General features: G+C 71.1%; 19 protein-coding genes. 5 read left to right on the top strand and 14 right to left on the bottom strand.

Annotated features, from left to right (window positions below; translation table 11 throughout):
* Positions 1-18 precede the first annotated feature (18 nt).
* The 7 genes from DEJ46_RS40025 to dacB form a co-directional block, all read right to left on the bottom strand.
* The gene (locus DEJ46_RS40025) at positions 19-321 is read right to left on the bottom strand and encodes a hypothetical protein (RefSeq protein WP_223834946.1); all 303 of its coding nucleotides are present in this window, start codon (positions 319-321) and stop codon (positions 19-21) included.
* Positions 322-389: 68 nt separating this feature from the next.
* Complete coding sequence (folE, locus tag DEJ46_RS22115) at positions 390-998, bottom strand: GTP cyclohydrolase I FolE (protein ID WP_150268947.1); 609 nt, start codon at positions 996-998, stop codon at positions 390-392.
* Between the two features lie 100 nt (positions 999-1,098).
* Positions 1,099-3,117 (bottom strand): ATP-dependent zinc metalloprotease FtsH, encoded by a 2,019-nt coding sequence (ftsH, locus tag DEJ46_RS22110; RefSeq protein ID WP_150268945.1) that lies wholly within the window; start codon positions 3,115-3,117, stop codon positions 1,099-1,101.
* Positions 3,118-3,299: 182 nt separating this feature from the next.
* Positions 3,300-3,839 (bottom strand): hypoxanthine phosphoribosyltransferase, encoded by a 540-nt coding sequence (gene hpt / locus DEJ46_RS22105; RefSeq protein ID WP_030219931.1) that lies wholly within the window; start codon positions 3,837-3,839, stop codon positions 3,300-3,302.
* Positions 3,840-3,880: 41 nt separating this feature from the next.
* Positions 3,881-4,891 (bottom strand): tRNA lysidine(34) synthetase TilS, encoded by a 1,011-nt coding sequence (gene tilS, locus DEJ46_RS22100; RefSeq protein ID WP_150268943.1) that lies wholly within the window; start codon positions 4,889-4,891, stop codon positions 3,881-3,883.
* 207 nt (positions 4,892-5,098) lie between these two features.
* Positions 5,099-6,238 (bottom strand): zinc-dependent metalloprotease, encoded by a 1,140-nt coding sequence (locus DEJ46_RS22095; protein WP_150268941.1) that lies wholly within the window; start codon positions 6,236-6,238, stop codon positions 5,099-5,101.
* Between the two features lie 82 nt (positions 6,239-6,320).
* Positions 6,321-7,835, bottom strand: a complete 1,515-nt coding sequence (dacB, locus tag DEJ46_RS22090; protein WP_150268939.1) for a D-alanyl-D-alanine carboxypeptidase/D-alanyl-D-alanine-endopeptidase — start codon at positions 7,833-7,835, stop codon at positions 6,321-6,323.
* 102 nt (positions 7,836-7,937) lie between these two features.
* Between dacB and DEJ46_RS22085 the strand changes: the two genes are divergently transcribed.
* Positions 7,938-8,429 carry an inorganic diphosphatase gene (locus tag DEJ46_RS22085; protein WP_024758444.1) on the top strand — a complete coding sequence of 164 codons (492 nt, stop codon included), beginning with the start codon at positions 7,938-7,940 and terminating at the stop codon, positions 8,427-8,429.
* Positions 8,430-8,585: 156 nt separating this feature from the next.
* Positions 8,586-10,244, top strand: coding sequence for a threonine/serine exporter ThrE family protein (locus DEJ46_RS22080; RefSeq protein ID WP_150268937.1), 1,659 nt, complete (start codon positions 8,586-8,588; stop codon positions 10,242-10,244).
* A gap of 9 nt (positions 10,245-10,253) precedes the next feature.
* On the opposite strand, the gene DEJ46_RS22075 is transcribed toward DEJ46_RS22080, so the two are convergent.
* Positions 10,254-11,000, bottom strand: coding sequence for a DedA family protein (locus DEJ46_RS22075; RefSeq protein WP_190622811.1), 747 nt, complete (start codon positions 10,998-11,000; stop codon positions 10,254-10,256).
* Positions 11,001-11,151: 151 nt separating this feature from the next.
* Here DEJ46_RS22075 and DEJ46_RS22070 point away from each other — a divergent pair, with 151 nt between their 5' ends.
* From DEJ46_RS22070 to DEJ46_RS22060, 3 genes are all read left to right on the top strand, one after another.
* The gene (locus DEJ46_RS22070; protein WP_150268935.1) at positions 11,152-11,520 is read left to right on the top strand and encodes a YbjQ family protein; all 369 of its coding nucleotides are present in this window, start codon (positions 11,152-11,154) and stop codon (positions 11,518-11,520) included.
* 96 nt (positions 11,521-11,616) lie between these two features.
* Positions 11,617-12,909 carry an ion channel protein gene (locus DEJ46_RS22065; protein ID WP_150268933.1) on the top strand — a complete coding sequence of 431 codons (1,293 nt, stop codon included), beginning with the start codon at positions 11,617-11,619 and terminating at the stop codon, positions 12,907-12,909.
* Between the two features lie 47 nt (positions 12,910-12,956).
* The gene (locus DEJ46_RS22060; RefSeq protein ID WP_150268931.1) at positions 12,957-14,375 is read left to right on the top strand and encodes a glutamate decarboxylase; all 1,419 of its coding nucleotides are present in this window, start codon (positions 12,957-12,959) and stop codon (positions 14,373-14,375) included.
* 21 nt (positions 14,376-14,396) lie between these two features.
* Here the strand turns inward: DEJ46_RS22060 and DEJ46_RS22055 are convergent, their stop codons facing one another.
* The 6 genes from DEJ46_RS22055 to DEJ46_RS22030 form a co-directional block, all read right to left on the bottom strand.
* A complete protein-coding gene (locus DEJ46_RS22055) occupies positions 14,397-15,503 on the bottom strand; it encodes a WD40/YVTN/BNR-like repeat-containing protein (protein WP_223834944.1) in 1,107 nt (368 codons plus the stop codon).
* Between the two features lie 250 nt (positions 15,504-15,753).
* A complete protein-coding gene (locus tag DEJ46_RS22050; RefSeq protein ID WP_150268927.1) occupies positions 15,754-16,518 on the bottom strand; it encodes an ABC transporter permease in 765 nt (254 codons plus the stop codon).
* A complete protein-coding gene (locus DEJ46_RS22045) occupies positions 16,515-17,489 on the bottom strand; it encodes an ATP-binding cassette domain-containing protein (RefSeq protein ID WP_150268926.1) in 975 nt (324 codons plus the stop codon). Before DEJ46_RS22045 ends, DEJ46_RS22050 begins: the two co-directional genes overlap by 4 nt.
* Before the next feature lie 92 nt (positions 17,490-17,581).
* Positions 17,582-18,223, bottom strand: a complete 642-nt coding sequence (locus tag DEJ46_RS22040; RefSeq protein ID WP_150268924.1) for a PadR family transcriptional regulator — start codon at positions 18,221-18,223, stop codon at positions 17,582-17,584.
* A gap of 57 nt (positions 18,224-18,280) precedes the next feature.
* Entirely contained in the window at positions 18,281-18,820 is a 540-nt protein-coding gene (locus DEJ46_RS22035) for a DinB family protein (protein ID WP_150268922.1), read from the bottom strand.
* Positions 18,821-18,911: 91 nt separating this feature from the next.
* The gene (locus tag DEJ46_RS22030) at positions 18,912-20,369 is read right to left on the bottom strand and encodes an aldehyde dehydrogenase family protein (protein WP_150268920.1); all 1,458 of its coding nucleotides are present in this window, start codon (positions 20,367-20,369) and stop codon (positions 18,912-18,914) included.
* Positions 20,370-20,429 lie beyond the last annotated feature (60 nt).

Raw genomic sequence — 20,429 nt, 5'->3', positions numbered from 1 at the left:
CGTACCCGGGCCTGATCGTCAGCCGCTCGCGGCACAGCTTCCGTGCATGCGTCCAGGCGACCGTCTTCCCCCGCAGGTCGCCGCGCGCGTCCAGCCGTCCGGCGTAAGCAGCAGCAGGTCAGGGCCGGTGGTGAAGGTCATGTGGTCCGTGACCACATCGATGGCCTCCCGCCCCTTCACCGCCACCACATCCACGACCGTGGTCTGCACCGTCCGGTCGCCGTCCAGCGTCCACATCGCGCGCCCAGGAGCCACGTCCTTCGCCTGGACGCAGCCGTCCACCAGGTTCACCAGCATCTTGCTGGTCAGCCCGTACCCCATACCGATCCCCCTTGATCAGCGATCAACTCCACTGATCGGGGACGGTATGGAGCAACGCGGACAGCCCGCTACGAACGGGCCAGTATCAGGGACATTGCCTCGGATCGTGTAGTAGCGTCACGAAGTTGCCCACGCACCGCCGAGGTCGTCGTCTTCGCACCCGGCTTACGGACACCACGCAGAGCCATACACATGTGCTCCGCCTCGATGACGACGATCGCACCACGAGCGTCGAGGATCCGCATCAGCGAGTCGGCGATCTGCGTCGTCAGGCGCTCCTGGACCTGCGGACGGCGGGCGAAGACGTCGACGAGGCGAGCCAGCTTGGACAGACCGGTGATCTTGCCCGATTCAGCCGGGATGTAACCGATGTGAGCTACGCCATGAAATGGCAGCAAATGGTGCTCACATTGAGATACCAGTTCGATGTCCTTCACCAGGACCATCTCGTCGTGCCCAAGGTCGAATGTCGTCGTCAGGACATCCTCGGGCTTCTGCCACAGCCCCGCGAAAAGCTCCCTGTACGCGCGCGCCACCCGCGCCGGCGTCTCGCGCAGGCCCTCGCGGTCCGGGTCCTCGCCGACCGCGATGAGGAGCTCTCGTACGGCGTTCTCGGCGCGCTTCTCGTCGAACTCGCCGATCGTGCCCTCGCCGTCCAGCGTCACCGGGTCGGTCATCTCTGTGCCTCGTTCCGTCTGACAGGTGTGCGCGAAAAGCCGCGCCCCCACAGGCTAAAACCTGTGGGGGCGCGGCATCCATTCCGGGGTCTCCGGGTGGTCACTCCTCGGGGGTGTCCACCGGGGCGATCTCGATGCCCTTCGTGGTGTCGACCGCCGGGGTCGCCGTGCCGTTCGCGCTGTTCGTCAGTGCCAGCTCCTTGGGGGAGAGCACCGGCGGGCGCGTGGAGGGCGTGCGGCGGGAGGAGCCGGTCCAGGCCGGGCGGGCCGGGCGCTTGACGATGGGGGCGAAGATCTCGGCGATCTCCTCCTTGCCCAGCGTCTCCTTCTCGAGCAGCGCGAGGACCAGGTTGTCGAGAAGGTCACGGTTCTCGACGAGGATCTCCCAGGCCTCGTTGTGCGCGGTCTCGATGAGCTTCTTGACCTCTTCGTCGACCAGCGCCGCAACCTCTTCCGAGTAGTCGCGCTGGTGCGCCATCTCGCGGCCGAGGAACGGCTCGGTGTTGTCGCCGCCGAACTTGATGGCGCCGAGACGCTCGGTCATGCCGTACTGCGTGACCATCGCGCGGGCCGTGGCGGTGGCCTTCTCGATGTCGTTCGCCGCGCCCGTGGTCGGGTCGTGGAAGACGAGTTCCTCGGCCGCGCGCCCGCCCAGCATGTAGGCCAGCTGGTCGAGCATCTCGTTGCGCGTGGTCGAGTACTTGTCCTCTTCCGGGAGCACCATCGTGTAGCCCAGGGCACGGCCGCGGGACAGGATGGTGATCTTGTGGACCGGGTCGGAGTTCGGCGAGGCCGCCGCGACCAGGGCGTGACCGCCCTCGTGGTACGCGGTGATCTTCTTCTCCTTGTCCGACATGATCCGGGTCCGCTTCTGCGGGCCCGCGACCACTCGGTCGATCGCCTCGTCCAGTGCCTTGTTGTCGATCAGCTTCTGGTCGCTGCGGGCGGTGAGGAGCGCCGCCTCGTTGAGGACGTTGGAGAGGTCCGCGCCGGTGAAGCCGGGGGTGCGGCGGGCGACGGCGCCGAGGTCGACGTCCGGTGCGACCGGCTTGCCCTTCTGGTGGACCTTGAGGATCTCCAGTCGGCCCTGCATGTCCGGACGGTCGACGGCGATCTGCCGGTCGAAGCGGCCGGGGCGCAGGAGGGCGGGGTCGAGGATGTCGGGACGGTTCGTGGCGGCGATCAGGATGACGCCGCCCTTGACGTCGAAGCCGTCCATCTCGACGAGCAGCTGGTTGAGGGTCTGTTCGCGCTCGTCGTGACCGCCGCCGAGGCCGGCGCCGCGGTGGCGTCCGACGGCGTCGATCTCGTCGACGAAGACGATGGCGGGCGCGTTGGCCTTGGCCTGCTCGAAGAGGTCGCGGACGCGGGAGGCGCCGACGCCGACGAACATCTCGACGAAGTCGGAGCCGGAGATCGAGTAGAACGGCACGCCGGCCTCGCCGGCGACGGCGCGCGCGAGGAGCGTCTTGCCGGTTCCGGGCGGGCCGTAGAGCAGGACGCCCTTCGGGATCTTGGCGCCTACGGCCTGGAACTTCGCGGGCTCCTGGAGGAATTCCTTGATCTCGTGGAGTTCCTCGACGGCCTCGTCCGAGCCTGCGACGTCGGCGAAGGTGGTCTTGGGCGTGTCCTTGGTGATGAGCTTGGCCTTGGACTTGCCGAACTGCATGACGCGGGAGCCGCCGCCCTGCATCTGGTTCATCAGGAAGAGGAAGACGACCACGATGAGGACGAAGGGGAGGAGGGAGAGCAGGATCGAGACGAAGGGCGACTGCTTCGTCGGGGAGACGGTGTAGCCCTTCTCGATCTGCCCGGCCTCGAACTTCTCCTGCAGCTTGTCCGCGACGTCGACGCCCTGGGAGCCGATGTAGCTGGCCTGGACCTTGCTGCTGTTGTCGATCTTCTGACCGTCGACGAGCTCGATCTTGATGATCTGCTCGTCACCGGTGGTGACCTTTGCCTGCTTGACCTGGTTCTTGTCGATCGCCTGGACGACCTTGCCGGTGTCCACCGTCTTGTAGCCCTCGGACGAGCCGACGACCTGCATCAGCACGACCACGGCGAGGACGGCCAGCACGATCCACATGACCGGCCCACGGAAGTATCGCTTCACGTCCATCCATACGGAGCGAGAACGCCCCGTCCCTCCTGCCCGTAGGAAAATGCTGCTGTGAGAGCTGCATGAGTGCTGCTATGTGAAAAAGCTGTTCTTCGGACGGTACCTCAGCATCGTCGCCCGCGACCGCCTTCCCGTGGTTCAACGGAGGGAAGGCGGTGCGGGTTCCCCGTCCGGGCGGTTGTTCAGCCGCCGTAGACGTGCGGGGCGAGCGTGCCGACGAACGGAAGGTTCCGGTACTTCTCCGCGTAGTCGAGGCCGTAGCCGACGACGAACTCGTTCGGAATGTCGAAGCCGATCCACTTGACGTCGATGGCGACCTTGGCGGCCTCGGGCTTCCGCAGGAGGGTGCAGACCTCCAGGGAGGCGGGCTCTCGGGAGCCGAGGTTCGACAGCAGCCAGGACAGGGTCAGGCCGGAGTCGATGATGTCCTCGACGATGAGGACGTGCTTGCCCTTGATGTCGGTGTCGAGGTCCTTGAGGATCCTGACGACGCCGGAGGACTGGGTGCCGGCGCCGTAGGAGGAGACGGCCATCCAGTCCATGGTGACGGGGGTGGACAGGGCGCGAGCCAGGTCCGCCATCACCATCACCGCGCCCTTGAGGACACCGACGATGAGCAGGTCCTTGCCCGCGTATTCCGCGTCGATCTTCGCGGCCAGCTCTGCCAGCTTGGCGTCGATCTCTTCCTTGGTGATGAGCACCGACTGGAGGTCGGTGCCCATGTCCTTCTCGTTCACCCGGGTCACTTTCGTTGCAGCGTGCGTCAGCCTTGCCGGATGACAAGTCTGCCACCCTGGCGGCGGGCTTCGACGCGACCGGGCAGGTTGATGGCGCCTTGGCCGCGCCAGCCGGTGATGAGCCGGTCGACTTCCTCGATGTGGCGGGCGAAGAGGGAGCCGGCGGGGGCTCCCTCGGCGATGACGGCGCGGCGCAGGACGCGGCGGCGTACGGCGGGGGGCAGGCCGAAGAGCTTGGCGCACTCGAGGGCGCCCGCCTCGTCGCGTACGGCGGTCTCGGCGTCGGCGGCCCAGGTGTCGAGGGCGTCGGCGTCGTCCCGGGAGAGCTGGGCCGTCCGGGCGAGGGCTTCGACGACGCCCTTGCCGAGGGCCTTCTCGAGGGCGGGGAGGCCTTCGTGGCGGAGTCGGGAGCGGGTGTACGCGGGGTCGCTGTTGTGGGGGTCGTCCCAGACGGCGAGTTCCTGTGCGATGCAGGCCTTGCGGACGGTCTGGCGGTCGAGCTGGAGGAACGGGCGCCGGTAGCGGCCGGCGGCACCGGAGACGGCGGCCATGCCGGAGAGCGAGCGGATGCCGGAGCCGCGGGCGAGGCCGAGGAGGACGGTCTCGGCCTGGTCGTCGCGGGTGTGGCCGAGGAGGATCGCGGCGGCGCCGTGGCGCTCGGCGGCGGCGTCGAGGGCGGCGTAGCGCGCGTCGCGGGCGGCGGCCTCGGGCCCGCCTTCGCGGCCCACGGTGACGGTGATCGCCTCGACGGGGGTGAGGCCGAGGGCGGTCATGCGTCCGGCGACCTCGGCGGCCCGGGTGTCGGAGCCGTCCTGGAGGCCGTGGTCGACGGTGATGCCGCCTGCGCGTACGGGGAGCTTGCGGGTCTCGAAGGCGAGCGCGGAGGCGAGCGCCATCGAGTCGGCGCCTCCGGAGCAGGCGACGAGGACGAGCGGCTCGTCCGTGCCGGCGGGGTCGGTGGTGTGGTCGGTGAGGACGTCGTGGAGTACGCGGCGGACCGCCAGGCGTATCGCCGCGACCGCAGGATGGGGACCCATGTCCGGTGCCCTTCGTGATGGGGTGGGGTGCCTCGGTCGGAGTCTTAACGGTCGGAAAGGGGGTTTCGGTCACTCAGAGTGCGTCGATGGTGACAGAAACCCGGCCGTTACCCGAGCATTGCACGCCTCACCCCATGCCCAGGGTCCCTCGGATGGGTGATTGGCGGGTTGTTCTCCCGTGTCACTGCGCCGTCCGGCGCACCTGTCTCACGAGTCTGCCTTACGGTGCACCCTCGCGATCCAGTCGGCGGGGGCGGCGATCTCGGACTTGGTGGGGAGTGTGTTGGGTGAGGTCCACACGCGGTTGAAGCCGTCCATGCCGACCTGGTCGACGACGGCGCGAACGAATCGCTCGCCGTCGCGGTACTGGCGCAGTTTGGCGTCGAGGCCGAGGAGCTTGCGCAGGGCGAGGTCGAGGCGGGACGCGCCGCGGGCGCGGCGCTGCTGGAACTTCTCGCGGATCTCCGCGACGGAGGGGACGACCTCGGGGCCGACGCCGTCCATGACGTAGTCGGCGTGGCCTTCGAGCAGGGACATGACGGCGGTGAGGCGGCCGAGGATCTCGCGCTGCTCGGGGGTCTGGACGATCTCGACGAGGGAGGGGGCGGGTTCGCCGGCCTCGCCCTCGGGGCGGCCGCCGGCGAGGGCCTGGGCGGCTTCGCGGAGGCGTTCGACGAAGGTGCCGGGGTCGACCTCGGTGGCGGCGAGGAAGGACTGGATCTCGCCTTGGAGGTGGTCGCGGAGCCAGGGGACGGCGGTGAACTGGGTGCGGTGGGTCTCCTCGTGGAGGCAGACCCAGAGCCGGAAGTCGTGGGGCGAGACTTCGAGTTCGCGTTCGACGTGGACGATGTTGGGCGCGACGAGGAGGAGTCGTCCGCCGCCGTTGGAACCGGCGGGGAGTTCGCGGGTGGCGGGGGCGAAGGTCTCGTACTGGCCGAGGATGCGGGAGGCGAGGAAGGACAGGAGCATGCCGAGTTCGACGCCGGTGACCTTGCCGCCGACGGCGCCGAGGACGGCGTTTCCGGGGGTGTTCGAGCGGCGGTCCTGCATCTTGCCGAGGAGCGGGGTGAGGAGTTCGCGGAAGCCGGCGACGTTGGCCTTGATCCAGCCGGCGCGGTCGACGACGAGGACGGGGGTGTCGTGGACGTCGGTGCCCTCGGGGAGCATCCGGGTGTAGGCGCGGACGTGGCGCTCGGAGGCTTTGGCGTGCTTGCGGAGTTCGGCGACGACCTCGCGGGCCTCGTCGCGGCTGACTTCGGGTCCGGGCCGCACGAGGCGGGTCGCGGTCGCGACCGCGAGGTTCCAGTCGACCATCCCGGATGTACCTGCGCCACCGATGCTCGTCATGCGTCAACCGTACGGTCTCGGCGGCCGATCGGTGCGGGTTCGGGGCGGGTCGGGCGTCGGTGGGGTGCGGGTCGGCGGTCGGTCAGCGCTGGTCGGCGAGGGCGGCGGAGAGTCGGTCGAGGGCGGGCTGTGCCTCGTAGGGGGAGAGGGTGCGGCCGGCGAGGAACGCGAAGGCGAGGAGCCGTCCGTCGGGGGTGACGACCGTGCCGGCGAGGGTGTTGACGCCCGTGAGGGTGCCGGTCTTGGCGCGGACGAGTCCGGCGCCTGCGGTGGCGGGGGCGGTGTCGAAGCGGCCGGCGAGGGTGCCGGTGAAGCCGCCGACGGGCAGGCCGGTGAGGACGGGGCGGAGGGTGGGGTGTGCCGGGTCGGCCGCGCGGGTGAGGAGGGCGGTGAGGAGGGCGGCGGAGACGCGGTCGCGGCGGTCGAGTCCGCTGCCGTCGGCGAAGCGGGCGCCGGTGAGGGGGACGTCGAGGTCGGCGAGTTCGTTCCGTACGGCCTTGCCGGCGCCTTCGAAGCTCGCGGGCAGGTCGTGGGCGAGTGCGGTCTGCCGGGCGAGGGCCTCGGCGAGGTCGTTGTCGCTGAGGGTGAGGGTGCGTTCGGCGAGGTCGGTGAGGGGGGCGGAGTACGTACGGGCGAGGGGGGCGGCCTCCGGGGCGGGGGTGGTCGGCTTCGCCTTGGCCTTGGCTCCGGTCTTGGCTTCGTCCTCGGCTTCGGCCTTGGCTGTGGCTGTGGCGTCGGCTTCTGCGGGTTGTCCGGTGGCCTCGGTCGGTGTTCCGGTGACTTCGACGCCGGCCTTGGCGAGGAGGGCGGCGAAGGCGGTGGCGGTGTCGCCGGCCGGGTCGGCGGTGCGGGGCGCGGGGCCGCCGGCGCTCGCGTCGAGGCGTCCTTCGCGGGTCATGAGGGCGGTGACGGGGGCGAGGTTCTCGTTGGGTCCGATGGGGTGGATCTCGGGGCCCTCGTAGAGGCTCGTGTCGTAGGTGAGCCGTACGGGGGTGTGGCCGCGGGCCTTGAGGGCGCGGGCCGTGTCGGCGGCGAGGCGCTCCAGGCGGGCCGTGTCGAGGGTGGGGTCGCCGCCGCCCGTGAGGGTGACGGTGCGGCCGTCGGCGGAGGCGGTGACGGTGGTGGGGATGCGGTGGTCGGGGCCGAGGGCGGAGAGCGCGGCGGCGACGGTGGCGATCTTGACGGTGGAGGCGGGCGTCATGGGGGTGCCGGCGCCTTCGCCGTACAGCTGGGTCCCGGTGGCGGTGTCGACGACGGATGCCGTGCGGAGCGGGCCGAGGCCGGGGTCGGCGAGGAGCGGTACGAGGGTGGCGGCGAGGTCCGCGGGGCGGGTCGCGGGGCGGCCGGCGGCGGCCGGGGCGTGGAGTGCGGGGAGGACGCCGGGGGCGCTGGGGGCGGGCGCCGGGCGGTGGGGTGCGAGGGTCGGCGCGGGCGGGGCGTGATGTGCGCCACCCGCCATGGGGGCGGCGGCGCGGGCCCGCTCGGCCGTACGCTGGCCCGAGTCCCACGGGCCTGCTGCGGTCACCGCCACGGCGGCCAGGGCCAGTCCGAGGGCGGCGGAGCCCGCCGTGAGCTGCCACAGCCTCGGTTCGGGCATTGCTGACCAGCCCCTTTCGCGATCACGGTCGTCCGTGAGGGACACTTAATCACCGCGCGTCGTCGCGAGCATTCAGTTGTGTTGATTCAGGAGGAGCCACCCGTGGAGTTCGACGTTCTCATCGAGATCCCCAAGGGATCGAGGAACAAGTACGAGGTCGACCACGAGACCGGTCGCATCCGTCTGGACCGTCGCCTCTTCACGTCGACGGCCTACCCGACCGACTACGGCTACGTCGAGAACACCCTCGGTGAGGACGGCGACCCGCTGGACGCGCTCGTCATCCTCGACGAGCCCACGTTCCCGGGCTGCCTGATCAAGTGCCGCGCCATCGGCATGTTCCGCATGACGGACGAGGCGGGCGGCGACGACAAGCTGCTGTGCGTCCCGGCCACCGACCCGCGCATGGAGCACCTGCGGGACATCCACCACGTGGCGGAGTTCGACCGCCTGGAGATCCAGCACTTCTTCGAGGTCTACAAGGACCTGGAGCCGGGCAAGTCGGTCGAGGGCGCCGACTGGGTCGGCCGCGCCGAGGCCGAGGAAGAGATCGAGAAGTCCTACGCGCGTGCCAAGGAGCAGGGCGGCCACTGAGCCCCGCGTCCTGACGGCCCCCACGGGCTGATCTTCTGATCGTGCGAAAGGCGGTGCACCCTTCGGGGTGTACCGCCTTTCGCACGTCTGTCGCACCTTCGGACCTTCGGACCTTCATACTGGAATCCACGATTCCCTGGGGATGAGGCGGAAAGAGTGGTGGCGGAGCCGGAGGGCCCCGAAGAGGCTCCGGAGGACCGGAAGCCTCAGTCGGACGAGGCGCGGAGCGCGTTCGTCCCACCGGCCGGGGTGGAGCAGCCGGCGCCGCCCGAGGAGGAGCATCCGACCTCCGAGTTCTCCCTGCCGCCGGGGCTGACCCCGGAGCCGCCGCCCGAGCAGGAGGGTTCGGCGTTCGCGACGCCCGCCACCTACTCGGCGAAGACCTCGCCGCCGGTGTTCACCCCGGCGTACGGGGTGCCCCTGGTGCGGCTTTCGCAGGACGCGCCGTGGCAGGACCGGATGCGGACCATGCTGCGGCTGCCGGTGCACGAGCGGCCGGTGCCGGAGGCGGCCGGCAAGGGGGACGAGTCCGGCCCTTCGGTGCCGCGCGTCCTCGACCTGACCCTGCGTATCGGCGAGCTGCTGCTCGCGGGCGGGGAGGGCGCGGAGGACGTCGAGGCGGCGATGTTCGCGATCTGCCGCTCGTACGGTCTCGACCGGGTCGAGCCGACGGTCACCTTCACCCTGCTGTCCGTCACGTACCAGCCGTCGCTGGTGGACGACCCGGTCACGGCGAACCGGACGGTACGGCGGCGGGGCACGGACTACACGCGGCTCGCGGCGGTGTACACGCTGCTCGCGGACATCAACGCGCAGGCGCACGAGGTGACGCCCGAGGAGGCGTACCGCAGGCTGGCGGAGATCCGGCGGAACCGGCATCCGTATCCGGGGTGGGTCCTCACGGCGGCGGCGGGGGTGCTCGCGGGTGCGGCCTCGGTGCTGCTCGGCGGCGGGCCGACGGTCTTCTTCGTGGCGGCGCTCGGCGCGGTGCTCGGCGACCGGCTGGCCTGGCTGTGCGCGGGGCGCGGGCTGCCGGAGTTCTACCAGTTCCTGGTGGCGGCGATGCCGCCGGCGGCGATGGGTGTGCTCCTGACGCTCCTCCACGCGGACCTGCGGCCCTCGGCGGTGATCACCGGCGGTCTGTTCGCGCTGATTCCGGGGCGGGCGCTGGTGGCGGCCGTGCAGGACGGTCTGACGGGCTTCTACATCACGGCCTCGGCCCGGCTCCTGGAGGTCGCGTACTTCTTCGTCGCGATCGTGGTGGGCGTGCTGTCCGTGCTGTACGTCGCCGTGCAGTTCGACGCGCAGCTGAACCCCGAGGGGGCGCTGCGGGCGGTGGAGCGGCCGGTGACGCAGATCCTGGCGTCGATGGTGCTGTGCGCGACCTTCGCGATCCTTTTGCAGCAGTCGCGGTCGACGGTGCTCTTCGCGACGCTGAACGGCGGGGTGGCGTGGGTGATCTACGCGTCGATCGCGGTGACGGCGGAGGGGTCGACGGTGATGGCGACGGCCGTGGCGGCGGGGCTCGTGGGGCTCTTCGGGCAGTTGATCGCCCGGTACCACCACACGTCGTCGCTGCCGTACGTGACGGCGGCGATCGGTCCGCTGCTGCCCGGTTCGGCGACGTACTTCGGGGTGCTCGCGATCGCCCAGAACAACCTGGACCAGGGCTTCGCCTCGCTGGCGAAGGCGGCGGCCCTGGCCCTGGCGATCGCGATCGGGGTGAACCTGGGTAGCGAGCTGGCGCGCCTCTTCATGCAGGCCCCCGGTGCGGCGGCGGCCCGCAGGGCCGCGAAGCGCACCAGGGGCTTCTAGGGGGTGCTGCTACCGCTTGGCGTGGCGGCCGCGGGAGGCCGGGGGGTTCGGGGTGCCGGGGGCGTCGTGCCCGCCGTGGGTCCCGTGGCCGCTCTGGCCGCTCCGGTCGCCGTGCTCGTCGGCGGCCTTGGCCCTCTTGGACTGGGAGCGGGCCCGGAGGTACTCGATCACGATCGGGACGACCGAGATCAGGACGATCCCGATGAGGATCATCTCGATGTGCTTGTGCACGAAGTCGATCTTGCCGAGGGAGGCGCCGAGCAGGGTCACGCCCGCGCCCCACAGCACGCCGCCGATGATGTTGAACGTGATGAACGAGCGGTAGTTCATCCGGCTGACGCCGGCGATGATCGGCGTGAACGTCCGCACGATGGGGACGAAGCGGGCCAGGATCAGCGACTTCGGGCCGTGCTTCTCGAAGAACTCGTGCGCCTTCGCGACGTTCTCCTGCTTGAAGAGCTTGGAGTCGGGGCGCTTGAAGAGGGCCGGGCCCACCTTCCGGCCGAAGAGGTAGCCGACCTGGTCACCGATGATCGCGGCGGCCACGATCAAGGTGCACACCAGCCACAGCGGCTTGTCGAGCTTCTCGGTGGTGACGAGCAGCCCGGTGGTGAAGAGCAGCGAGTCGCCGGGCAGGAAGAACCCGATGAGGAGTCCGGACTCGGCGAAGACGATGACGAGGACACCGATCAGACCGAACTCTCCGATCAGAAAGTCCGGGTCCAGCCAGCTCGGTCCGAGGGCAAGCGTGTTCACGGGTTCCGGGCTCCTGCGGTCAGTGGGGGCATGGGGGGACGGCTCGCCCCAAGCTATCAACGTGGACGGGACGCGACCGGTTCCACCCGGCTCCCACGGGATGCGGAGCGGGGCTCCGGGCCCGAGGGTGGGGGCCAGGAGGTGTATGCCGATGGGCATCGAGGAGTACGGAGGCGGCCAGGATCCGCACCCGGACGTGCTGGTCGTGACGACGAACGACGTGCCTGGCTTTGAGGTCAGGCAGGTCATCGGTGAGGTCTTCGGGCTCACCGTGCGCTCGCGCCATCTGGGCAGCCAGATCGGGGCGGGGCTGAAGTCGATGATCGGCGGCGAGCTGAAGGGTCTGACGAAGACTCTGGTGCAGACCCGGAACCAGGCGATGGAACGGCTGGTCGAACAGGCCCAGGCGCGTGGTGCGAACGCCGTGCTGATGTTCCGCTTCGACGTGACGGAGGCGGCGGACGTGGGCACGGAGGTGTGCGCGTACGGCACGGCCGTGGTGATCGCCCCGCGCGCCTAGGCCGCGTGTGCCGACTGGGGGGCAGCACGTTCGTGCGGATCCGTTCCGCCCGGATTTCGGGATGTTGTGCGGCATTTGCTCACTTATGGTGGGGCGGTGGCCACTGATCATGCTCAGCCCGCGCCGTCGCCCTCCCCCGCGGAGACGCCCCTTCAGACGCTGTTGCCCCAGGTCCTGCCCGCGCTCGTCATCGGCGTGGCGGCGAGTCTGATGTTCCTGGGGATCAGCTTCCTCTCCGAGGAGTTCCAGGTCGTGCTCTGGGACGACCTGCCGGACGCGCTCGGCATCGGGCAGTACTCCTCCCTCTGGATGATCACCATGCTCACGGCGACCGGCATCGCCGTGGGCCTCGTCGTGTGGAAGATGCCGGGACACGCCGGACCCGACCCGGCCTCCGAGGGCCTCGGCGGCGCGCCGCTCGCCCCGCGACTGGTGCCCAGCCTGCTGCTCGCGAGCGCGCTCGGGCTGGCCGGCGGTGTCAGCCTCGGCCCCGAGAACCCGATCATCGCCGCCAACATCGCCCTCACCTACTGGATCGGCCACAGGCTCCAGCCCTCGCTGCCGGGGGCCGCCTGGGTCGCCCTGGCCTCCGCCGCCACCATCGGCGCCCTCTTCGGTACGCCGGTGGCCGCCGCCCTCGTCCTCTCCGAGGCCCTGGCGTCGCAGCAGCCGGGCCGCGGCTCCCTCTGGGACCGGATCTTCGCCCCGCTCGTCGCCGCCGGAGCCGGCGCAATGACCACCCAGCTGCTCGCCGATCCCAGCTTCGACATCGGGCTGCCACCGCTGACCGACCCCGGCTGGACCGACCTCCTCGCCGCCCTCGTCATCGCCCCCGCCGCCGCCGTCTTCGGGCTCGCCGCCTGCTACCTCTTCCCCTACGTCCACACGGCCTTCCAGAGGCTGCGGCACCCGATGCTGATGCTTCCCCTGGGCGGGCTCGCCCTCGGCCTCCTCGGGGCCCTGGGCGGGCAGCTGACCCTCTTCAAGGGCCTGGCGGAGACCAAGGAGCTCGCCGCCTCCGTCGGCAGCTGGTCCTCCGCCGAGCTCGCCAAGCTGGCCGTCGTCAAACTCCTCGCCCTCCTCGTCGCCGCCTCCTGCGGCTTCCGGGGCGGCCGCATCTTCCCCGCCGTCTTCATCGGCGCCGCCTTCGGGCTGCTCGCCCAGGCGCTGGTCCCCGAGGTCCAACCCGCCGTCGCCGTCTCCTCCGCCGTCCTCGGCGTCCTGCTCGCCACCACCCGGCAGGGCTGGATCAGCCTCTTCACCGGCGCCGCCCTCGCCGCCTCCACACCGGTCATCGCCCTCCTCTGCGTCGCCTCACTCCCGGCCTGGCTGATCGTCACCGGCCGCCCCCAGCTCGAACTCGACCACGAGGGCAAGTCCCTGCACTGACCCCGCCCCACACACCCCACGCACCACCCGGACAGAAGGAGTCCTCCATGCCGCTGCACCAGGGTCCCGACGCCTCCCCGCCCGCGCACGAGCGCCGGCTCGCGCTCAACCCCTTCTACGGGGAGGCCGACCCGATCGGCGGAATGACCGAGGCCCCACCGCGCCACGAGCTCCCCGACGGGCCGCTGCCCCCGATGAGCGCCTATCAGCTCGTCCACGACGAGCTGATGCTCGACGGCAACTCCCGGCTCAACCTCGCCACCTTCGTCACCACCTGGATGGAGCCCCAGGCCGGTGTCCTGATGAGCGAGTGCCGCGACAAGAACATGATCGACAAGGACGAGTACCCGCGCACCGCCGAACTGGAGCGCCGCTGCGTCGCCATGCTCGCCCGCCTGTGGAACGCCCCGGACCCGGCCGCGGCCGTCGGCTGCTCCACCACCGGCTCCAGCGAGGCCTGCATGCTCGCCGGCCTGGCCCTCAAGCGCCGCTGGTCCAAGCGGAACGCCGACCGCTACCCGGCGACCGCCCGCCCCAACCTGGTGATGGGCGTCAACGTCCAGGTCTGCTGGGAGAAGTTCTGCGAGTTCTGGGAGGTCGAGCCCCGGCTCGTCCCCATGGAGGGCGACCGCTTCCACCTCGACGCCGAATCCGCCGCCGCGCTCTGCGACGAGAACACCATCGGCGTCGTCGCCGTCCTCGGCTCCACCTTCGACGGCTCCTACGAACCGGTCGCCGAGATCTGCGCCGCCCTGGACGCCCTCCAGGAACGCACCGGCCTCGACATCCCCGTCCATGTCGACGGAGCCTCCGGCGCCATGGTCGCCCCCTTCCTCGACGAGGACCTGGTCTGGGACTTCCGCCTCCCCCGCGTCTCCTCGATCAACACCTCCGGTCACAAGTACGGTCTGGTCTACCCGGGCGTCGGCTGGGCCTTGTGGCGCTCGTCCGTCGAACTCCCCGAGGAGCTCGTCTTCCGGGTCAACTACCTGGGCGGCGACATGCCCACCTTCGCCCTCAACTTCTCCCGGCCGGGCGCCCAGGTCGTCGCGCAGTACTACACCTTCCTGAGGCTCGGCCGGGAGGGCTACCGGGCGGTGCAGCAGACCTCCCGGGACGTCGCCCGGGGCCTCGCCGAACGCGTCGAGGCCATGGGCGACTTCCGGCTCCTCACCTACGGCAACCAGCTGCCCGTCTTCGCCTTCACCACCGCGCCCGACGTCACCGCCTTCGACGTCTTCGACGTCTCCCGGCGGCTGCGCGAGCAGGGCTGGCTGGTCCCCGCCTACACCTTCCCCGCCAACCGCGAGGACCTGTCCGTCCTGCGCGTGGTCTGCCGCAACGGCTTCTCCGCCGACCTCGCCGGACTGCTCGTCGAGGACCTGACCCGGCTGCTGCCCGAACTGCGGCGCCAGTCGGGACCGTTCACCCACGACAAGGCCGCGGCGACCTCCTTCCACCACTGAGCGGCCCACCGGCCCTTGCCCTCAGGACTCCCCGCCCTCGCAGGCCAGCCGGAACTCCGACCACCGCACCCCGTCCGCCGTCAGCGCGTACTGACAGGGGGCCGACTCCCGCAGCAGTCCCAGCGGGGTGCGGCGGGTGAAGTGCGAGCCGCCGTCGAGCCGGACGAACGTACGCCCGCCGTCCCCGCTCCCGTACCCCGACATCTCCCCGCCGATCTCCACCCGGCCACCGGGGCCCGGGACCGGCAGCCCCAGCAGCGTCCGGGGCTCCCGCTCCGGCCCCGTCGTCCACATCCGCTGCCACGTCCGGCCGCCGTCCGCGGAACGGTGCAGCGCCCGCATCGGGTTCTTGACGGGCTCACCGCCCGTCAGCTCCCCCATCTCCGCCGCGTACACCGCGTCCTGACCGACCGCCACCGCCGTGAACCACCCCGGACCCGTGGCAGGGCTCGGCAGCCGGCTCACCGTCCAGCTCCGGCCCGCGTCCCGGGAGACGGCGACCGCCGCACGCCCCGAGAGCGGATCCGTCCCCGAGACCCACCAGGAACCGTCGGGCTCCGGCTGCTCCGCCGGTCGCGGGTGCGCGCCGAGCAGCGGCACCCGGGCCAGTGCCCTGCGCCGCCCGTCCTGCGGCGAGACCACGACGACACGCGTCCGCGCGCAGTCGTCCACCGAGGCCCCGGCCGGCGGCGGGCAGTCGGTGGTGAGCACCGCTCCCGCCGGTATCTCCGGGGTCGTGCCGACCGTGCGCCGGTCGCCCCCCCGCCAGCTCCGGCCCCCGTCCCTCGTGAACCAGGTCCGGGCGCCCGGCCCGGCGCCGCCGTCCTCGACGAGCGCCCGGCCCGGCCCGAGGACCAGCAGATTCGCCGATACCCCCGCCGACAGCGGTATCTCGGGCAGCGGCGACCGCCGCAGCACCCACTGCTTCGCCCCCGCGTCCAGCACGGCCACGTGCTGCCGGCAGAAGCCGCTCTCCGGCGCCTCCCGCTCGCCCACGCACTCGGCGAGCAGGGCGAACCCGCTGCCGTCGCGCGCGAGACCCAGACTGTGCGGCCGGCCGGGCAGCCCCGGCGACGAGGCCGGCCGGGGCGCCGCCCCGAGCACCCCCGTCGGGCGCGGGGAGGACACCCCTGAGCCCCCGGGTCCCTCGGATCGCCCGGGTCCTCCGGATCCCCCTGGCGCCCCGGCCCGGGGCGAGTCGTCGCTCCCGCCCTGGGCCGTACACCCCGTCAGTACCACCAACACCAGTGCCACGACGGTGCCGGCCGCTCCCACGAGCCTGCGCATCGCACGATCCCCCTTGCCCCTCGGGCGGTTCGCGGTGAACCGCTGCTTTCAATACACCGCTCACCGCCTCCGGGTTCCCCCTTCCGCGCGGCTACTTCCCGAGCCGCCCGAACCTCCGTACCGCCAGCGGGAAGAAGACCGCGAGCAGCACCAGCGGCCACACCACCGCAGCCATGACGTGCCCCGGTTCGCCGCCCGGATTGCCGAAGAGCTCACGCACCGCCGTCGCGGTCGCCGACATCGGGTTCCACTCCACGACCGTGCCGAGCCAGCCCGGCATCGAGTCCGGCGAGGCGAAGGCGTTGGAGAGGAAGCCGACGGGCCAGACCAGGATCTGGACCGCCTGCACCAGCTCCGCCCGGCCCGCGACCAGGGCGAGGAAGATCCCGATCCACAGCATCGCGAATCGCAGCAGGAGCAGCAGCCCCAGCGCCCCCAGGAAGCTCCCGGCTCCGCCGCCCGCCCGCCAGCCGATCGCGTACCCCACGCCCACCATCACGAGCAGCCCGGCCGCCGACTGGAGCATGTCGGCGGCGGCCCGCCCGACCAGGACGGCCCCGTCGGTCATCGGCATCGCCCGGAAGCGGTCGATCACGCCCTTGTTCAGGTCCTGCGTCACCGCCGTCATGGTGCCTTCGAGCCCGAAGACCATGGTCAGCGTGAGCATCCCGGGTACCAGGAAGTCGACGTAGTCGCCGTCGACGGCCCGTCCGCCGCCCACGAGGTAGCCGAACATCAGCAGCATCATCACCGGGAACACGAGCCCGACGAGGACCTGCACGGGCTGCCGCGCCCAGTGGGCCAGCTCGCGGCGGGTCATCGTCCAGCAGTCGCTCACCACGTACGCGACGCTCATGCCGCGACCTCCTTCTCCCGCCCGGGCCCGCGCCCGGGCTCTCGCTCCGTCAGCCGCAGGAAGGCCTCGTCCAGCGTCGGCCTCCGCAGCGCGATGTCCTCCGCCTCGATCCCCGCCTCCCCGAGCACCCGGACGGTCTCCGTGAGCGAGGCCATCCGGTCCGCCACCGGCGCGCTGAGGAGCCGCCGGTCGGCGTCCACGCTCACCTCCGCCCGCGCCGCCGGCAGCAGCCCGGCCGCCTCGTCGAGCCGCGCCGCGTCCCGTACGACGACGTCGATGCGGTCGGCCCCGACCCTCGCCTTGAGCTCGTCCGCCGTTCCGTCGGCGACGACCCGACCGCGGTCCACGACCGAGATCCGGTCGGCGAGCCGGTCGGCCTCCTCCAGGTACTGCGTCGTCAGCAGGACCGTCGTGCCCCCGCCGACCAGGGAGCGCACCGACTCCCACACCTCGCCGCGGCCGCGCGGGTCGAGCCCGGTCGTCGGCTCGTCGAGGAAGAGCACCTCGGGTTCGGTGATCAGCGAGGCGGCCAGGTCGAGCCGCCGCCGCATGCCGCCGCTGTACTGCTTGACGGGCTTGCGGCCGGTGTCCGTGAGGCCGAAGCGCTCCAGGAGTTCGTCGGCACGCGCCCCGGCGCCCCGCGCGCCCAGGTGGTGGAGCCTGCCGAACATCTCCAGGTTCTGCCGGCCGCCCAGCTCCTCGTCGAGGGCGGCGTGCTGCCCGAGCAGCCCGATCCGCCGGCGCACCTCCCGCGCCTCGGTCCGCACGTCGTGCCCCGCGACCCGCACCAGGCCCTCGTCGTGGCGCAGGAGCGTGGCCAGGATCCGTACGGTCGTCGTCTTCCCCGCGCCGTTGGGGCCCAGCAGGCCGTGGACGGTGCCGCGGCCGACGGTCAGGTCGAGCCCGGCGAGGGCGTCCTTCTCCCCGTACCGCTTCCGTGCGCCCTCGACGAGGATCGCTTCCCTGTCCATTCCGATTCCTCCCGAAAAACCCTTAGTCAAATTTGACCACTTGCCACCGACCGAGGAAGGTACGCCCCCGCAGGGCACCTAGTCAACCTTGATTAGTCGGTGGATCCCGAGGGGGCGCGGCCCGTCGCGAACGGGTTCTCCTCGCCCTCGGCGAGCACACCCACGAAGGGGTCGCCCTCCCCCGCGAACACGTACGCCCCGCCCTCGATCCGCTCGATCAGGCCGAGCGTCCACTCCTTGCCGGCGTCCGCCGAGTGGACCCACATGTGCATGATCTCGCCGATGTGCCCGAGCTGCCCCGGGCCGCCCTCCGGCGTGTAGTACTCGGTGACCTCGTCCCGCCACTCGTCGAGCGCCCGCACCCGCCGCCGCAGCAGCTCCGCCGCCTCCTCCCTGGGGAGGTCCACGATGAAGCCGATGCCGGCCGACAGGACGTCCATCTTCTGGTCGTACGTGGTCAGGGCCTCGCGGAGCAGAGCGAAGTACTCCTCCGTGCCCTGCTCCGTCAGCTCGTACTCGACGCGCGGCGGCCCGCCGACCGTGCTCGGCGCGATCTCGTAGGCGTGCAGCAGTCCCTGCTTCGCCATCTGCTTGAGCGCGTGATAGATCGAGCCGGGCTTGGCGTTGGACCATTCGTGCGCGCCCCAGAACTCCAGGTCGTTGCGCACCTGGTAGCCGTGGGCGCGGCCGTGCATCCTCACCGCGCCCAGGACGAGCAGCCGGATCGCCGACATCGCCGTACCTCCTGGTCATGCCCCCTGGTCAATTTTGACCAGGGTACGCGCGCGGGGTCACCGCCCCTGCTCCTGCGCGATCAGTTCGAAGGAGCCCTTGCCGTCCAGGGACTCGCGGATGACGTCCGCGTGCCCGGCGTGCCGCCCCGCCTCCTGGACGAGGTGGAGCAGCATCCAGCGGACCGACACCCGGCCGTCCTTCGGGAACCAGGGCGCCTCCGGCAGCGGGAAGGTGTCGTCCAGGCTCGGCACCGAGCGGGCGAAGTCCTCGGTCTCCTTCGCCACGCCCGCCCAGAACTCCATGATCTCCGGGACCGTCTCGTCCCCGACGAGCCGGAAGCCCTCGCCCCAGGTCTCCTGGGTGCGCTGCCTCTCGTTCGGCTTCTGCTGCGCGAGGCGGAGCCAGTTCAGCTCCACCTCCGCGACGTGCTTGAGCAGGCCGGAAAGGCTCAGCTCGCTGACGCTGGGACGGCTCGCCGCCTGCTCCTCGGTGAGTCCGAGGAGGGAGCGGCGGATCGCGGCGCGCTGGGCCTCGATGAAGTTGAGGAGCGCGCCGCGCTCGTCGCCGTGGGCCTCGGTGGGAACGAGAGCAACCATGCTGTCCGCCTTCCGTAGTGAGTGTTTCCGACATCTCTCAAGCTACGGACCCTTGCGGACAGCTTCTGTCCTAGAGGGGCATCGGAAGGCTTCAGAAGGGGAACCGGCTCCGGCCGTGCTGGATGGAGATCCACTTCTGGGTGGTGAAGGCGTCCACCATCGCGTCGCCGTTGAGCCGCCCGATGCCGGAGTGCTTCTCGCCGCCGAAGGGCACGATCGGCTCGTCGTGGACGGTGCCGTCGTTGATGTGGATCATGCCGGTGTGGATGCGCTGGGCGACCCGTACGCCCCGCTCGACGTCCCCGGTGTGGACGGCGCCGCTCAGCCCGTACGGGGAGTCGTTGGCGATCCGTACGGCCTCCTCCTCGCCGTCGAAGGGGACGATGAGCGCGACCGGGCCGAAGATCTCCTGGCTCAGCACGGGCGAGTCGGCCGGGATGCCGGCCAGGACGGACGGGGAGACGACGTTCCCGTCGGCCGAGCCGTGCAGCAGTGCCGTCGCGCCGGCCGCGACCGTCTGGTCGACCAGCGAGGAGACGGCCTCCGCCTGCTGGGAGTTGATCAGCGGGCCGATGTGGGTGGCGGGGTCGGCGGGGTCGCCGACGCGCAGCGTCTTCACCTTCGCCACGAACTTCTCGGTGAACTCCTCCTCCACCGTCCGGTCCACCAGGATGCGGTTGGCGGCCATGCAGACCTGGCCCTGGTGCACGAAGCGGCTGAAGACGGCCGCGTCCACGGCGTAGTCGACGTCGGCGTCGTCGAGGACGATCAGCGCGCTGTTGCCGCCGAGTTCGAGGACGGCGTGCTTGAAGTTCTGCGCGCAGACCGTGGCGACGTGCCGGCCGACCTTGTCGGAGCCGGTGAAGGAGATCACCTTGGGGACGGGGTGGGTGAGCAGCGCGTCGCCGATCTCGGCGATGTCGGTGACGACGACGTTCAGCAGACCGGCCGGGAGGCCGGCCTCCTCCAGGACCTTGGCGACGAGGGTGCCGCCGCAGATCGGGGTGTTCTGGTGGGGCTTGAGGACGACCGCGTTGCCGAGGGCGAGGGCGGGGGCCACCGACTTGATCGAGAGGAGGAAGGGGAAGTTGAACGGGGAGATGACGCCGACGACACCGACCGGGAGGCGGTAGACGCGGTTCTCCTTGCCGTCGACCGGGGACGGCAGGATGCGGCCCTCGGGGCGCAGCGCCAGCTGCACGGCCTCGCGCAGGAACTCCTTGGCGAGGTGCAGCTCGAAGGCCGCCTTGAGGCGGGTGCCGCCGAGCTCGGCGACGATCGTCTCGGCGATCTCCGCCTCGCGGTCCTCGACGATCCGCAGCGCACGCTCGAAGACGAGCCGGCGCGCGTACGGGTTGGTCGCGGCCCACTCGACCTGCGCGCGCTCGGCCGCCCGGTAGGCGTGGTCGACCTCGTCGGCGGTCGCGACGGTGATCGACGCGAGCTTCTCCCCGGTGTACGGATTGAAGTCGATGATGTCCCACGAGCCGCTGCCCGGCTTCCACTCGCCGTCGATGTACTGGTGGGCCAGGTCGGTGAAGTGCGACATGGTGGAGACCCCTCTAACCGCTACCCGTGATCAGACTGATGTGGCGTCATCGTACTGATG

Source organism: Streptomyces venezuelae (genome assembly GCF_008642375.1).
Taxonomy (GTDB): domain Bacteria; phylum Actinomycetota; class Actinomycetes; order Streptomycetales; family Streptomycetaceae; genus Streptomyces; species Streptomyces venezuelae_G.
Note: the sequence above shows the minus strand (reverse complement) of the source record. Positions and strands in the feature narration are given on the sequence as shown.

Coding starts and splice junctions, on each gene's coding strand:
- DEJ46_RS22095 (WP_150268941.1), bottom strand. CDS start 6,238: ATGACGAGCATCGGTGGCGCAGGTACATCCGGGATGGTCGACTGGAAC.
- DEJ46_RS22070 (WP_150268935.1), top strand. CDS start 11,152: ATGGGCATCGAGGAGTACGGAGGCGGCCAGGATCCGCACCCGGACGTG.
- DEJ46_RS22050 (WP_150268927.1), bottom strand. CDS start 16,518: ATGAGCGTCGCGTACGTGGTGAGCGACTGCTGGACGATGACCCGCCGC.
- tilS (WP_150268943.1), bottom strand. CDS start 4,891: ATGGGTCCCCATCCTGCGGTCGCGGCGATACGCCTGGCGGTCCGCCGC.
- ftsH (WP_150268945.1), bottom strand. CDS start 3,117: ATGGACGTGAAGCGATACTTCCGTGGGCCGGTCATGTGGATCGTGCTG.
- DEJ46_RS22060 (WP_150268931.1), top strand. CDS start 12,957: ATGCCGCTGCACCAGGGTCCCGACGCCTCCCCGCCCGCGCACGAGCGC.
- DEJ46_RS22030 (WP_150268920.1), bottom strand. CDS start 20,369: ATGTCGCACTTCACCGACCTGGCCCACCAGTACATCGACGGCGAGTGG.
- folE (WP_150268947.1), bottom strand. CDS start 998: ATGACCGACCCGGTGACGCTGGACGGCGAGGGCACGATCGGCGAGTTC.
- DEJ46_RS22035 (WP_150268922.1), bottom strand. CDS start 18,820: ATGGTTGCTCTCGTTCCCACCGAGGCCCACGGCGACGAGCGCGGCGCG.
- DEJ46_RS22045 (WP_150268926.1), bottom strand. CDS start 17,489: ATGGACAGGGAAGCGATCCTCGTCGAGGGCGCACGGAAGCGGTACGGG.
- DEJ46_RS22040 (WP_150268924.1), bottom strand. CDS start 18,223: ATGTCGGCGATCCGGCTGCTCGTCCTGGGCGCGGTGAGGATGCACGGC.
- hpt (WP_030219931.1), bottom strand. CDS start 3,839: ATGGGCACCGACCTCCAGTCGGTGCTCATCACCAAGGAAGAGATCGAC.
- dacB (WP_150268939.1), bottom strand. CDS start 7,835: ATGCCCGAACCGAGGCTGTGGCAGCTCACGGCGGGCTCCGCCGCCCTC.
- DEJ46_RS40025 (WP_223834946.1), bottom strand. CDS start 321: ATGGGGTACGGGCTGACCAGCAAGATGCTGGTGAACCTGGTGGACGGC.